Source organism: Ilumatobacter coccineus YM16-304 (assembly GCF_000348785.1).
GTDB classification, from domain to species: domain Bacteria; phylum Actinomycetota; class Acidimicrobiia; order Acidimicrobiales; family Ilumatobacteraceae; genus Ilumatobacter_A; species Ilumatobacter_A coccineus.
The window spans coordinates 3,947,956-3,961,867 of sequence record NC_020520.1; the positions used below are offsets into that span (position 1 = coordinate 3,947,956).

Consider the following 13,912-nt stretch of genomic DNA (forward strand, 5'->3'; position numbering starts at 1 on the left):
TCACCTCACGAAAGACCACGCCATGAGCGCAGAGACGATCAAGATCGAGAGCGGCTACCTCGCCGGCACGATCGGTGCCGAACTCGCCGATGACGGCGCCGTCGAGTTCCAACACGACGCCGAGATGCTGTTGAAGTTCCACGGCATCTACCAGCAGGACGACCGCGACATCCGCCGCAGCCGCACCCAGGCGAAGCTGCCGCTCGACTACTCGTGCATGGTCCGGGCGTCGGTTCCCGGCGGCGTGATCACCGGCGACCAGTGGCTCGCTCTCGACCGCGTGGCCGCGCTCGCCGACGACAAACTGCGCCTCACCACCCGCCAGGGCGTGCAGTACCACGTCGTCTACAAGAACGAACTCGCCCAACTGGTCGGCGGCATCAACAGTTCGCTGCTCACCACGCTCGGCGCCTGCGGCGACGTGGTGCGCAACATCATGGCGTGCCCGCTCCCCCACCCCGAACGCCGAGCGGTCATCGATCCGCTCGTCGACGATCTGGTCGCCCGGTTCCGTCCGCAGACCGAGAGCTACTGGGAACTGTGGGTCGACGGCGAGAAGGCCGTCAGCGCGGAGAAGCCTCGGGCCAACGCCCTCTCGCTCCCGGCGATCGACGACGTCGAGCCGCTCTACGGCGACGCCTATCTCCCGCGCAAGTTCAAGATCGCCGTCGCCTGGCCCGGCGACAACTGCGTCGACATCTACACCAACGACGTCGGCATCGTGCCGACGCTCTCGGAGGGAACGTCGGGCGAGCTGACCGGCTACGTCGTGCTCGCCGGCGGCGGCATGGGCATGAGCCACAACCGCCCCGACGACACCTACCCACTGCTCGCTCAGCCCGTCGCCTGGGTGCCGGTGGAGCAGGTCGGCGACGTGGTCGAGGCCATCGTCGCCACGCAACGCGATCACGGCAACCGTGACGACCGCAGCCGGGCACGACTCAAGTACCTGCTCGAAGCGAAGGGGATCGACTGGCTGCGCGACCAGATCGAGGAGCGCACCGGCTTCGCCCTCGCCGCGCCCGTCGAGTTGCCCGACTGGACCGTCGACGCCCACCACGGCTGGCACGACCACGAGTCGTCACCGGGCCATGCGAGCGACTCGGTCACCCTCGGCCTCCCCGTGCCGTCGGGCAAGGTCGCCGGCGGGCTCCGCTGGGCGCTGCGCCGACTGATCGCCGACGGCCTCGTCGACGAACTGCGCGTGACCGCGCGACAAGACCTCCTGCTGCTCGGCGTCGATCCGCGTGAGATCGAGACGGTCGAGAACCTGCTGCACGCCAACGGTGTGCAGCTCGCCTCCGACAACAGCGCCACCCGCAACCTCGCCATCGCCTGCCCGGCGCTCCCGACCTGCTCCAAGGCACTCGGCGAAGCCGAACGAGTGCTGCCCGACGTGGTCGACCGGCTCGAGAAGGTCTTGGCCGACACCGGCAACACGGGCCTCCCGCTCCGCCTCAACATGACCGGCTGCCCCAACGGCTGCTCACGTCCCTACGCCGCCGAGCTCGGCATCGTCGGTCGCTCGAAGCGCGGCTACGACGTGCTGGTCGGCGGCTCCCCGGCCGGCGACCGCCTCGCGCGCCGGCTTCGCGCCGACGTGCCGATCAACGACATCGCCGACCTGCTCCGCCCGCTGCTCGAACGATTCAGCCGCGACACCGACCGCACGTCACCCACCAGCTTCGGCGACTGGGCCGACGCCAACTGGGAGCAGCTCGACGCGCTGCTTCCGCCCGACACGTCGCGCCGCGCCGCTCGCCGTGCCGAACGGAGCGAATCATGACCGTCTCCCTCGTCGGTGCCGGGCCGGGTGACCCCGATCTGCTGACCATGAAGGCAGCGCGTCTGCTGGCACAGGCCGACGTGGTGGTCCACGACGCACTCGTCGGCGACGGCGTGATGGATCTGGTTCCCGAACGGGCCGAGCGGATCGATGTCGGCAAGCGCGCCGGTCGCCCCGTCCCCCAGGAGATGATCTCCGCGCTCCTGGTCGAACTCGGCCGGCAGGGCAAGCGCGTCGTGCGACTCAAGGGCGGCGACCCGTTCGTCTTCGGTCGAGGTGGGGAGGAAGCGATCGCGCTCCAGGAAGCCGGCGTGAGCTTCGAGATCGTGCCCGGCATCACGTCGTGCGTCGCCGCACCGGCCGCCGCGGGCGTTCCTGTCACGCACCGGGGTGTGTCGGCGGCCTTCACCGTCGTCACCGGGCATCGTCGACCGGGCGAACCCGACGTCGACTGGCGGGCGCTCGCCCGCTTCAACCGCACCGGTGGCACCATCGTCGTGCTCATGGGCGTGGCCCATCGCGGTGCGATCGCCGACGAGTTGATCGCCGGTGGGCTCGATCCCGACACGCCGGTGGCAGCGGTGCGATCGGCGACGACGGGCGATCAGGTCGTCGCTCGATGCGATCTGGCAGAACTCGGTTCGACGCACGTCGAGTCACCGGCCACGATCGTCATCGGCGCCGTCGCGGCCTTCGACCTCTTGCGCGTCGAACACGATGCCGCGCCACGGTTCGACCCGGCTCAACTCGCGCTGTAGACGACCTCGGCACCGACCTCGATCTCGCCAGGCGACTCGACGAGGCAGCCGACCGCGAGGAACGTCGCCCGTTCGGCGTTGATGGTCTTCAGCACGTCGAGATCGCGGTCGAGGTCGGGCTGCGGCCGCGTGACCATGACGCAGCGATCGATCTGCTTGCGGACGAACAACCGCACGTCGCCGATGGCCACGTGGCCGCCGACGAAGTCGTCTTCGCCCGATCCGTCGACGATGAGGTTGGTGCGGAAGCGGCGGCGGTCCCAGTCGCGAAGCGACCCTTCCGACACCAGCGACACCCGCGCCTTCGCCGAGTCGTGGAACGCTCCGCCGGGGCCCTGCCAACTCACCCAGTCGGCATCGTTCTCGACGTCGAGCGGCACCTCGTAGGTACCGCCCGCTTCGAGGTTGTGCTCGCCGGCCGCACGCAGCTCGATGTCTCGCCCGAGCCATGCCGACAGCGCCGCGTCGTCGCCGGCTCCGACCTCGTTGCCGTCGGGCAACGTGATCACCACGTCCCCGCCGACCACCCGTGCCGACGCAAACAACAGCTCCGGCGTGCGGCGGGCCGTGAGCGTCGTTCCGGTACTCACGTCGAACAGGCTCCAGCCGCGGTCACCGGCGATGCCGAGTTCGGTGATCGTCGCCGACGGCAGCACCTCGCCCCCGATCGACTTGACCGGGTATCGCCAGATCTCTCTCACGCGCACCTGCCCGAAGCTAGCCCGCTCCCTCGACGCGATTCGGCCGCGGTCGGTTCACTCGACCCGGTCTCGAACACCTGCCGGTGACCGCCCCGAGCCCCGTACGGCGGGCAGGCCGGGCCCAACGCTGCCGGATCGGCGCCGACCACTAGGTTGGCGCTCGTGACCGTGACGATCGACCACGACCGAATTGCTCAGCAGATCGACTCCATGTTGCCGCCTCTCCGAGAGGTGTACGAGGACCTCCACGCCCATCCCGAACTCTCGTTCCAGGAGCACCGCACGGCCGGAGTCGTGGCGGACCGGCTGGACGCCCTCGGTTTCGAGGTCACCACCGGAGTCGGCGGCACCGGAGTCGTCGCCACGCTCGGCGACGACGGGCCGCCGGTCTTGCTTCGGGCCGACATCGATGCGCTCCCGGTGGAGGAGGCGACGGGGCTCTCCTATGCGAGCACGCAGCGCGGCATGACCGCCGCCGGAGACGACGTGCCGATCGCCCACGCCTGCGGGCACGACATGCACGTGACCTGGATGCTCGGCGTGGCCGAACTGCTGGCCTCCGACCGATCCGCGTGGGGCGGCCGGGCAATGCTGGTGTTCCAGCCTGCCGAGGAGGTCGGCGGCGGGGCCGCCGCCATGTGCGACGACGGACTGTTCGAACGGTTCGGCACCCCCGTCGTCGGCCTGGGTCAACACGTTGCGCCCGCACCCGCCGGCTGGCTGTTGTCGCGGTCGGGCGTTGCGATGGCGGCGAGCGACTCGCTGAAGGTGGTCCTGCACGGCCGGGGCGGACACGGCTCGTCACCCGAATCCACGGTCGACCCGGTCGTGCTGGCCGCTTCGACGATCATGCGCCTGCAGAGCATCGTCTCACGCGAGTTGGCTGCCCGGGAATCGGCGGTCGTCACGGTTGGCACCGTGCACGCCGGCACGAAGGAGAACATCATCGCCGATCGGGCCGAACTCGGGCTCAACGTCCGCACCTTCGACGCCAAGGTGCGAGACCGGGTCCTGGCTGCGATCGAGCGAATCGTCCACGGCGAGGCCCATGCGGCCGGATGCCCGTCCTCACCCGAGATCGAGCCGATCAGTCGGTTCCCGGCCCTGCACAACGATCCGACCACCACGACCACGGTCGAGGCCGCGTTCCGCTCGCACTTCGCTGCCGACCGGGTGCTCGAGGCACCGCCCGCCTCGGCATCGGAGGACTTCGGTCTGCTGGGAGAGCGGGGCGGCTTTCCGTCCAGTTTCTGGTTCGTTGGAGGTGCCGACCACGCCACCTTCTTCGATGCGCTGGCCGCCAATCGAGTGAACGAGGACATTCCCGCCAATCACTCCCCGCTGTACGCGCCCATCCAGAATCCGACCATGGCCGCGGGGATCGAGGCGATGTACGTGGCGGCGCGCCAATGGTTGACCGCGTAGCTCGATCGGCAGATCAGGTCGGGCGACGAGACCGCGGCTATCCTGCCTCCATGGACGAAACGACCGTCAACGATTCCGTCGAGACCGAGACGACCGACGTTCTCGTCGAAGAAGAACTTCTCGTCGAGGAGATCTCCATCGACGGGATGTGCGGCGTCTACTGACCGGATGCTCGACGCGTCGCTCGGCCTGCACCCGCAGGTAGCGCTCCGCCCCGAGCCGTTCGGCGCGCTGGCGTACCACTACGACACGCGCAAGCTCGTCTTCCTGAAACACCCCGACGTCGTGCGCGTCGTGCAGTCGCTCGCCGACCACGACACTGTCGCCGACACGCTCACCGCGTGCAACATCGACGAGCGCCGCTGGCCCTCGTTCGACCGAGCGCTGACCTCCCTCTACGAGTCCGACATGCTCTGCGACGTCGCGCCCAGCGGCGCTTCGTCGAGCACCGACGTCCGTCAACCCACCACCGCGATCGAGGCCTGAACCATGACCGTGACCGACACCCCCACGTCCGGCCCCGCCGCGCTCGTCGAGCAGCTCAAGGGCGGGCTCGATGCACCCATCTGCCTCACGTGGGAACTCACCTACGCCTGCAACCTCGAGTGCGTCCACTGCCTCTCGTCGTCGGGTCGCCGTGACCCGCGAGAGCTCACCACCGCCGAAGCAAAGGGCGTGCTCGACGAGCTCAAGGCGCTCCAGGTCTTCTACATCAACATCGGTGGCGGCGAACCGATGATCCGTCGTGACTTCTTCGAGATCCTCGACTACTCGATCAGCCAGGGCATCGGTGTGAAGTTCTCGACCAACGGCGCGTTCATCGACGCCGACAAGGCCCGACGCCTCGCGGCGATGGACTACCTCGACATCCAGATCAGCCTCGACGGCACCGACGCCGAGGTCAACGACGCCGTTCGCGGCGAGGGCTCGTACGCCACGGCGATCCAGGCGATGCAGCACCTCAGCGACGCCGGCTTCGACGACTTCAAGATCTCGGTGGTCGTCACCCGCCACAACGTCGATCAACTCGACGAGTTCAAGGCGCTCGCCGACTCCTTCGGCGCCACGCTGCGCATCACCCGTCTGCGCCCGTCGGGCCGCGGCGCCGACTCGTGGCACGACCTGCACCCGACCCAGGCGCAGCAGCGACAGATCTACGAGTGGCTGCTCGCCAACGGCGACGACGTGCTCACCGGCGACTCGTTCTTCCACCTCAACGCGCTCGGCGAAGAGCCGCTGCCCGGGTTGAACATGTGCGGCGCCGGACGCGTCGTGTGCCTGATCGACCCGATCGGCGACGTGTACGCCTGCCCGTTCGTCATCCACGACGAGTTCAAGGCCGGCTCGGTTCGAGACGCCGGCGGCTTCAGCCACGTGTGGAAGCACAGCGACCTGTTCACCGAACTGCGCGAGCCGCAGTCGGCCGGCGCGTGCGCCTCGTGCGGCAGCTACGACGCGTGCCAGGGCGGCTGCATGGCCGCCAAGTTCTTCGTCGGCATCCCGCTCGATGGCCCCGACCCCGAGTGCGTGAGCGGTCACGGCGAGGCTGCGATGCTCGCCGCGTCGTCGGGCAACGTCGTCGTTCCGAAACCGGCGATGGACCACTCGAAGCCTCAGCGCACCCCCGTCGCGCTCACCCGCCGCTGATTCATCTGCGGGCGCGGCCCACGCGCTGATTCAGGCGCAGTTGGGGACGACGTCGACCGGGCCGACGCGCACGGCGTGGCGCATCCCGTTGGCGCCGACGAGACCTCCCGCTGGAGCGGGATCGACGCGAGCGTCGAGCGGCCAGTCGTACCGCAGTCGGGGCGCGACCGCCGTCGGACCCGGAACCGGGACCAGACCGGCCAGCAGGTCGACGACGCCGGCGATCACCGGTGGCAACGGGGCGCCCGCAGCGAGCGTCTCCACGCCGCGATAGTCACGACACTTGGCGGCGCGGACGGGGAACAAATCGTCGCCGGCGAAGGCGACCGAGCGCTCGCCCTGTCCGGTGTTCGAGCGGTGCGCGCCGAGGCTGGTGTTGACGGCGAGCGACGACGGCCAACGACCCCAGCGTGACACCGGCGTCGACGACGTGCTCGGCCGCCAGTAGACGTTGTGGTCGGCGGTCACCCTCATCTGGGCTGCCGAGCGGTTCTCGGTCCAGTCGTTGACGTCGAGGAGCGCCGCACCGGTTGCTCTGGACGACCCGAGGAGGTTGTTGCGAATCGTGACCCTGTCGACGTCGCGCCGGGGGCCCTCCTCGACCTTGATCTGCCACGCGTTGTCGAATGCCGCGTTGTTCCACACGTCGACCTGTTGTGACTCCAGCACCCAGATACCGGCTTCGCCGTTCCGCAGTGCCGTGTTCCCGGCGATGGCCGCGCCGTCGGTGAGTTCGACTTCGATGCCCGATCGGTGGTTGCTCTCCGTCAGGTTGCCGACGATGACGGCGCCGGCGCTCGAGACGTCGGTCCAGATGCCCGGGCCGTGGTTCCACGACACGTCACTGTGTCGCACGGTGACGTTCGCCGACCGGGTGGTCTTGATGCCCGCCGCCGAATGGAAGGGGTCGAAACCGGCGCGGTTGTTGCCGACGACCGACATGGCGTCGATCACGAGGTCGGTCGCGCTGTCGGCGTGGATGCCGATGTAGCCGTTGTCGCTCGCACGACCGTTGGCGATCGTGACGTCGTCGCCGATGACCGAGATACCGATCGCCGCGTTGTCTTCGGCCACGACCCCGTCGAACGTGAGGTCGTCGGCATACGCGCGGATGGCCGCGATGTGACGACGTTCGGTCGCGTAGCGGCGCACGGTCACGTTCGTCAGGCTCGAGCCGTGCGCCTCGTTGAAGTAGATCCCCCACGACCGATTGGAGATGTCGACGGTCCGGCCGGCCGGATCGTCGGCGATCCACATGCGATCGGCTCCGGTCGCGTGGAAGAAGTGCCCCGGGCCCCACGCGTCGCCGCCGGCCGCCTGGAACAGTGGCTCGCCACCGACGAACACCTGGTCGGGGTAGCCGGCGGTGCGATAGCCCGGAAGCACCATCGCACCGAAGTCGGCGTGGAACTGCGTGGTCCAACCGTCGACGAACCAGCCGAGGGAGCCTCGCTCCCAACCGGAGACCGGGACGGATCCGTCGAGGATCGCTCGCTCTCCCGGGGCCGATCTGATGTCGAGCGCCTTGCGGTAGACCTGCACCGATTCTCGGTACACACCGCCGCGGATCTCGATCGCATCACCCGACGACGCACGGTCGACCGCCTCACCGATCGAGCGCAGCGGTGACGACGACGAACCCGACGCGCTGTCGGAGCCTCGGGTCGAGACGTGCCAGACGGTCGCTGCGTCGGCAGAGGGGGACGCGTCGGCGACGAGCACCGACACGCTGAGACAGGTGGCGACGAGGGCGCCGATCGTCCGCCACCACGGGCGCGACGAAGCAGCCACCGAACGCCGCCCTGGCGCATTGAGAGATTCCACCACCACGTGTATCGACCGGATGCACTCCGGACTTGAGCAGAATCTTCAGAAATTCTCGACGAATCGTCGTCAGCGACGAACGACGACGCTGAGCGGCCCGATTCGGGGCCGAGATCCGCTCGGCACACCGAGTTCGGCGGCCGCCGATCCCGCCACCGCGGCTCCCGCCGCAGTGGTGCTGGGGCTCCGGTAGTCGAGGGTGTCGGTCGAGCGCACGAACGGATTCGATCCGGACGTGTCGACCAGCGAACCCACGCCCTGGCCCGTCACCTGCTGATGTTCGCGGAGGTCTTGCGAATACGCCGGGCTGCTCGGCCACTGCCCCCAGCGGCTGAGATTGGCGGTCTCCGACGTGCTCGGCACCCAGTAGGCGTTGTACCCGGTACGCACACCCATCTGAGCCGCCGATCGTTCCTCGGTCCAGTCGTTGACGGCGAGCAGTGCGAGCGAACCGCCCTTCGCCCGGGCGAGCACGTTGTTGAACACGCGCACGTTGCGGACGTTGCGACGCGGGCCTTCCTCGACCTCGATGGCGTTCTTGCTGTCGTAGCTGGCGTTGTGCAGCACCTGGATGTCTTGCGACTCGAGCACCCAGATGCCGGCTTCACCGTTGTCGAGCGTGACGTTGCCGAGCACGTTGACGCTCCGCGACAACTCGATCTCGATGCCGGCGCGGCCGTTGCGCTCGACGAGGTTGCGCGAGATCGTGACGTACTCGGTGTCGAGGTCGGTCCAGATGCCGGGCCCGTTGTTGCGCGACACGTCGCTGTCGCGGATGGTCACGCCCCGCGACGACGTGACCTTGAGTCCACCGGCCGAGTGGAAGGTGTCGAAGCCCGCCTTGTTGTTGCCCTTCACCGCGGTGCGCTCGACCACGAAGGTGGTCAGGCGGTCACCGTGCACTCCGAGATGCCCGTTGTCGACGAAGCGACTGTCACGGATGACGATGCCGGAGCCGATCGCCGAGATCCCGATACGGGCGTTGAGTTCGGACGTGACGCCCGAGAACACGAGGTTGTCGGAGTACGCACGGATGGCCGCCATGTGCCGAGCCTCGGTGGCGTACCGGCGCACGGTGACGTCGGTGAGCGTCGAGCCGTCGGCACGGTTGAAGTAGAAGCCGAAGCGCAGCTTCGATGCCTCGACGCGGGCGCCGGTCGGGTCGTCACCGATCCAGAGACGATCGGCATCGGTGTCGTGGAAGAACGTGCCGGGGCGCACGTCGCTGCGTTGCAGCACCTGCGTGAGCGTCCGGCCGTCGATGAACATCTGGTCGGGGTAGCCGGCGACGATGTTGTCGCCGTCGACGACCCCACCCGACACCTCGCGGTAGAACTGCTGCGTCCAACCGCTGCTGTACCAGTCGCCGCCGCTCGGCGACCAGTCGTCGACCGCGACCGCACCGTCGAGCACCGCTCGCTCGCCGGGTTGCGAGCGGATGTGCAACGTCTTGCGGTACACCTGGACCTGCTCGTTGTAGACGCCGCCGCGCAGCACGACCGTGTCGCCGCTCCGTGCACGGGCGACCGCCCAACCGACGGTCTTCAACGGGTCGGACGCAGAGCCCGAGGCCGAATTGTCGCCCCAGGGGGCGACCACCCAGGTTCGTGCCGCAGCGTGAGCCGTCGAGCCTTCGTCGAACGCGAGGGGCGTGATCAACACCGCCATCGCGAGCACCACGGCGATGATCGAGCGGGTGCCGACGCAGCGACGGGGACGCGGTTCGTCGAGCGTCGCCGTCTCGGGAATCGTGTCGTGTGTCGTCATGAAAGTCGGAAGTCCGCACCCAGAAGGCGCCGCAACGAACGCCGCCCTCTCAACCGCATCTGTGTCTCGGTGTCCGCTCGACCGTTCAGAAAACAATCGCCACCGATTCGTCAAGACTACACCACCTGAACGCCGTTCGGTCTCGACGGTGCGTGACCGGACATCACCCTGCGTCGAGATTCTGCCCCTCCGGCACCGTCGGACGACCTTCGCGTCACGTCGAGCCACATGGTCGTGTGCGCGACGAGATGTCGCAAACGCGGGTCGACCTGCAAGGATCACTACCCGTGCCGATGTTGTTGATGGTTGTCGCGTACGTGCTCGGCACGTTCCCGAGCGCGATCCTCATCGCGCGCGCCAACGGCATCGACATCCGAACGTTCGGCTCCGGGAACCCCGGGGCCTCCAACGTCACCCGAGCGCTCGGCTGGAAGAAGGGGGCGTGGGTGTACGTGCTCGATGCGCTCAAGGCCGCCGTCGCCACCGGGCTCGCGCTGGGGTACGACGGACGCCCACTCGCCTACTGGGCGGGCGGCGCAGCCATCATCGGCCACATGTTCCCGGTGTTTCGCGGGTTCCGCGGCGGCAAGGGTGTCGCTGCCGGTTCCGGTGTGCTCTTCGTCCTCCAGCCGATCATCGCCCCGTTCGCCTGCGCGCTGTGGTGGATCGTCACGCGCATCACCGGCAAGGCTGCCGTCGGATCGCTCGTCGCCGTCGGACTCGTACCAGCGGGCCTCGCGCTCCTCGACCGTCCCGCCTGGGAGTACGCCGCGCTCGGCGCCGTGTGCGCGCTGATCCTCGTCAAGCACTGGCGCAACTTCGGTCGACTGATCCGGCGCGAAGAACCGTCGCTCAGCAGCGTGCAGAAGGCGGCCTGACCGCCTCGTCACCGAGTGCGGTACCCGCGAGTTCGGTCGTCGAGGCGCCGAGCGACGACACTGGAGCGATGAGCGCAATCGACAAGTTCGACATGACCGGCCGCGTCGCCGTGGTGACCGGAGGGTCGCGTGGCCTCGGACGAGAGATGGTGCTCGCGTTCGCCGAGCAGGGTGCCGACGTCGTGATCGCCAGCCGCAAGATCGAGAACTGCGAATCGGTCGCACGCGAGGTCGAGGCGCTCGGTCGCCAGGCACTGCCCATCGCCTACCACGCTGGCGACTGGGACGACAGCGACCGACTCGCCGAGGCGACCTACGAACGTTTCGGGCGCTGCGACGTGCTCGTCAACAACGCCGGCATGTCGCCGCTGTACCCGAGCGTCGACGCGATCTCCGAAGCGCTCTACGACAAGGTGCTCGGCGTCAACCTGAAGGGGCCGTTCCGCTTGTCGGCGGTGATCGGCACCCGCATGCAGGCCGCCGTGCAGGCCGGCACGCAGGGCTCGGGGTCGATCATCTTCGTGTCGTCGATCTCGTCGCAACGCCCGAGTCCGCAGGAGGTGGTCTACGGAGCGGCCAAGGCCGGGGTCAACAACCTCACGTACGGTCTGTCGCGGACCCTCGGTCCCGAAGTGCGGGTCAACTGCATCGTTCCCGGCCCGTTCCTCACCGACATCTCCAAGGCCTGGAACCTCGACGAGTTCAACGAGTCGGCCCGCAAGACGCTCGCACTCGGGCGTGGTGGCGAACCCGACGAGATCATCGGCGCCGCGCTGTACCTCGCCACCGACGCTTCGAGCTACACGACCGGCACCCTCATCGACGTCAACGGCGGACCGCGCTGACGCAACGGTCCGGGGAGTTCGCCGCGCCGCGCGACACTGTGCCGATGAGCGATCAGGCCGCAGCACAACGCATCACTCCCTACATCACCGTCGACGACGGCGACGCCGCACTTCGCTGGTACGCCGACAGCCTGCACGCGACCGAGACCGTCAGATACGTCGGCGACGACGGACGACTCGGTCACGCCCAGTTCGTGGTGTCGGGCGCCACCGTGATGCTCTCCGACGCCTACCCCGAGATGGACGTCGTGGCTGCCACGTCGCAGCAGGGCTCGTCGCACGCTCTCCACCTCGAGGTCGACGACTGCGACGCCCTGCACGAACTGGCCGTGGGCAACGGCGCCACATCGCTCCAGCCGCCGGCCGATCAGCCCCACGGTGCCCGACAGTGCACGATCCTCGATCCGTTCGGCCATCGGTGGATGCTGAGCCAGACGGTCAGCGCGCCGTCGCACGCCGAGATCGAGTCCGCGATGGACGGATTCACGGTCGTCGAAGGCGGCTGATTCGCCGCGGCATCAGACTGGCGCACCGCGCCGCAGCCTGCGGAAGCGGCGTCTGGCCGAGTTCCGCACTCCCGTGACGGCGGCCACAGCTCGATTGCCTACGATCCCCCACATGGAAATGCATTTCGCCACCGTGTGGGAATCGATCGCCGACGCGATCCCTGACGAGATCGCCATCGTTCACGCCGACACCGCCCGAACCTGGTCGGAGTACGACGACCGTGCCGCCCGGGTCGCGCAGGCGCTCACCGAAGCCGGGCTCGGCCCCGATTCCAAGGTCGCGCTGTACATGTACAACTGCAACGAGTACATGGAGGCCCACTACGCCGCGTTCAAGATGCGTGGCGTCGCCGTCAACGTCAACTACCGCTACCTCGACGAAGAACTCTGGTACCTCCTCGACAACTCCGACGCCGAGGCGATCGTCTTCCACTCGTCGCTCGCCGACCGGGTGGCGAAGGTCGTCGGCCGTCTGCCGAAGCTCAAGCTCCTCGTCGTGGTCGACGACGGACCCGGTGCCGACGTGCCCGGAGCGCAGGCCTACGAGGACGTCGTGGCCGGCCACGAGCCGATGGAGCGCATCGAACGCAGCGAAGACGACATCTACATGCTCTACACCGGCGGCACGACCGGCATGCCCAAGGGCGTGATGTACGCGATCGGCGGCCTGTGCGAGGGCTTCATCATGCAGGGCTTCCCGATGGTCGGGCTCGAGCCACCAGCCGATGCGTCGGGCGTGGGCGAGCTCGTCAAGGGTGCGGCCGAGGCCGGCTCACGCATGGTCTCGATCCCGTGCGCCCCGCTCATGCACGGCACCGGGTGCTGGCTCGGCTGGTTCATCCCGATGTCGGCCGGCGGCAAGATCGTCACCACCACGAGCCGCAGTCTCGACCCACACGAGGTGCTCCAGACGATCGAAGACCACAAGGTCACGGCGCTCACCATCGTCGGTGACAGCTTCGCCAAGCCGCTCGTGCGGGCGATCGACGAAGGCAAGCCCGGCGGCGGCACCTACGACCTCTCGACCGCCGGCCTGTTCATGTCGTCGGGGGTCATGTGGACCACCGAGGTCAAGCAGCAGATGCTCGACCGGATCGAACACGCCGTGCTCGTCGACGCGATGGGCTCGTCCGAGGGTTCGATGGGCACCCAGATCATGATGAAGGGCATGCCGACCGAAACGGCGAAGTTCCAGCAGATGCCGACGACCAAGGTGTTCACCGACGACGACAAGGAGGTCGAGCCCGGATCCGACCAGGTCGGCATGGTGGCCGCCGGCGGCAACGTGCCCCTCGGCTACTACAAGGACGAGGAGAAGTCGGCCCGAACGTTCCGTGTCATCGACGGGGTTCGGTACTCGTTCCCCGGCGACCTCGCTCAGGTGGCCGCCGACGGCACGCTGATCCTGCTCGGTCGTGGCAGCCAGGTCATCAACACCGGCGGTGAGAAGGTGTTCCCCGAAGAGGTCGAAGAATCGGTCAAGCGGGTCGAGGGCATCCTCGACTGCCTCGTCGTCGGCATCGACGACGAGAAGTTCGGTCAGGCCGTCACTGCCGTGGCGTCGCGAGTCGACGGCTCCGACGTCGACGAAGCCACCGTGATCACCTCGGTCAAGAACGACCTCGCGGGCTACAAGGCCCCGAAGTCGGTCGTGTTCGTCGAGTCGGTGCCCCGCGCACCGAACGGCAAGGCCAACTACAAGGCCGCCAAGGCGCTCGCCGACGCATCGCGCTGACGTCCCGCTGTGTTCGGCATCCGCTCGTCGAGCGGATACC

General features: G+C 68.3%; 13 protein-coding genes. 10 read left to right on the top strand and 3 right to left on the bottom strand.

Annotation, left to right across the window (positions count from 1 at the left end; all coding sequences use genetic code 11):
* Positions 1-22: 22 nt before the first annotated feature.
* Positions 23-1,786, top strand: a complete 1,764-nt coding sequence (locus YM304_RS17595; RefSeq protein WP_015443069.1) for an NADPH-dependent assimilatory sulfite reductase hemoprotein subunit — start codon at positions 23-25, stop codon at positions 1,784-1,786.
* Positions 1,783-2,544 (top strand): uroporphyrinogen-III C-methyltransferase, encoded by a 762-nt coding sequence (cobA, locus tag YM304_RS17600; protein WP_015443070.1) that lies wholly within the window; start codon positions 1,783-1,785, stop codon positions 2,542-2,544. Before YM304_RS17595 ends, cobA begins: the two co-directional genes overlap by 4 nt.
* Here cobA and YM304_RS17605 read toward each other — a convergent pair.
* Entirely contained in the window at positions 2,529-3,251 is a 723-nt protein-coding gene (locus YM304_RS17605; RefSeq protein ID WP_015443071.1) for an MOSC domain-containing protein, read from the bottom strand. The two genes, cobA and YM304_RS17605, sit on opposite strands and share 16 nt — an antisense overlap.
* Positions 3,252-3,407: 156 nt before the next feature.
* On the opposite strand from YM304_RS17605, the gene YM304_RS17610 reads away from it, so the two are divergent.
* From YM304_RS17610 to mftC, 4 genes are read left to right on the top strand one after another with little or no spacing between them, the layout of a single operon-like run.
* Complete coding sequence (locus YM304_RS17610; RefSeq protein ID WP_015443072.1) at positions 3,408-4,670, top strand: amidohydrolase; 1,263 nt, start codon at positions 3,408-3,410, stop codon at positions 4,668-4,670.
* Positions 4,671-4,720: 50 nt separating this feature from the next.
* The gene (mftA, locus tag YM304_RS24880) at positions 4,721-4,834 is read left to right on the top strand and encodes a mycofactocin precursor MftA (RefSeq protein WP_070105291.1); all 114 of its coding nucleotides are present in this window, start codon (positions 4,721-4,723) and stop codon (positions 4,832-4,834) included.
* Positions 4,835-4,838: 4 nt separating this feature from the next.
* Positions 4,839-5,156, top strand: a complete 318-nt coding sequence (mftB, locus tag YM304_RS17615; RefSeq protein WP_015443073.1) for a mycofactocin biosynthesis chaperone MftB — start codon at positions 4,839-4,841, stop codon at positions 5,154-5,156.
* A 3-nt stretch (positions 5,157-5,159) separates the two neighbouring features.
* Positions 5,160-6,317 (top strand): mycofactocin radical SAM maturase, encoded by a 1,158-nt coding sequence (gene mftC / locus YM304_RS17620; RefSeq protein WP_015443074.1) that lies wholly within the window; start codon positions 5,160-5,162, stop codon positions 6,315-6,317.
* Positions 6,318-6,347: 30 nt separating this feature from the next.
* On the opposite strand, the gene YM304_RS17625 is transcribed toward mftC, so the two are convergent.
* Positions 6,348-8,108: a right-handed parallel beta-helix repeat-containing protein gene (locus tag YM304_RS17625; protein WP_041298412.1), complete on the bottom strand. Its 1,761-nt coding sequence runs from the start codon at positions 8,106-8,108 to the stop codon at positions 6,348-6,350.
* Between the two features lie 102 nt (positions 8,109-8,210).
* Complete coding sequence (locus tag YM304_RS17630) at positions 8,211-9,908, bottom strand: right-handed parallel beta-helix repeat-containing protein (protein WP_041298413.1); 1,698 nt, start codon at positions 9,906-9,908, stop codon at positions 8,211-8,213.
* Positions 9,909-10,201: 293 nt separating this feature from the next.
* Between YM304_RS17630 and YM304_RS17635 the strand changes: the two genes are divergently transcribed.
* From YM304_RS17635 to YM304_RS17650, 4 genes are all read left to right on the top strand, one after another.
* On the top strand, positions 10,202-10,786 hold the full coding sequence (locus tag YM304_RS17635) for a glycerol-3-phosphate acyltransferase (protein ID WP_162142106.1): 585 nt from the start codon (positions 10,202-10,204) through the stop codon (positions 10,784-10,786).
* A 68-nt stretch (positions 10,787-10,854) separates the two neighbouring features.
* Positions 10,855-11,631: an SDR family NAD(P)-dependent oxidoreductase gene (locus YM304_RS17640; RefSeq protein WP_015443078.1), complete on the top strand. Its 777-nt coding sequence runs from the start codon at positions 10,855-10,857 to the stop codon at positions 11,629-11,631.
* 44 nt (positions 11,632-11,675) lie between these two features.
* On the top strand, positions 11,676-12,137 hold the full coding sequence (locus YM304_RS17645; RefSeq protein ID WP_051071485.1) for a VOC family protein: 462 nt from the start codon (positions 11,676-11,678) through the stop codon (positions 12,135-12,137).
* Between the two features lie 112 nt (positions 12,138-12,249).
* Positions 12,250-13,872, top strand: coding sequence for an AMP-binding protein (locus tag YM304_RS17650; protein WP_015443080.1), 1,623 nt, complete (start codon positions 12,250-12,252; stop codon positions 13,870-13,872).
* Positions 13,873-13,912 lie beyond the last annotated feature (40 nt).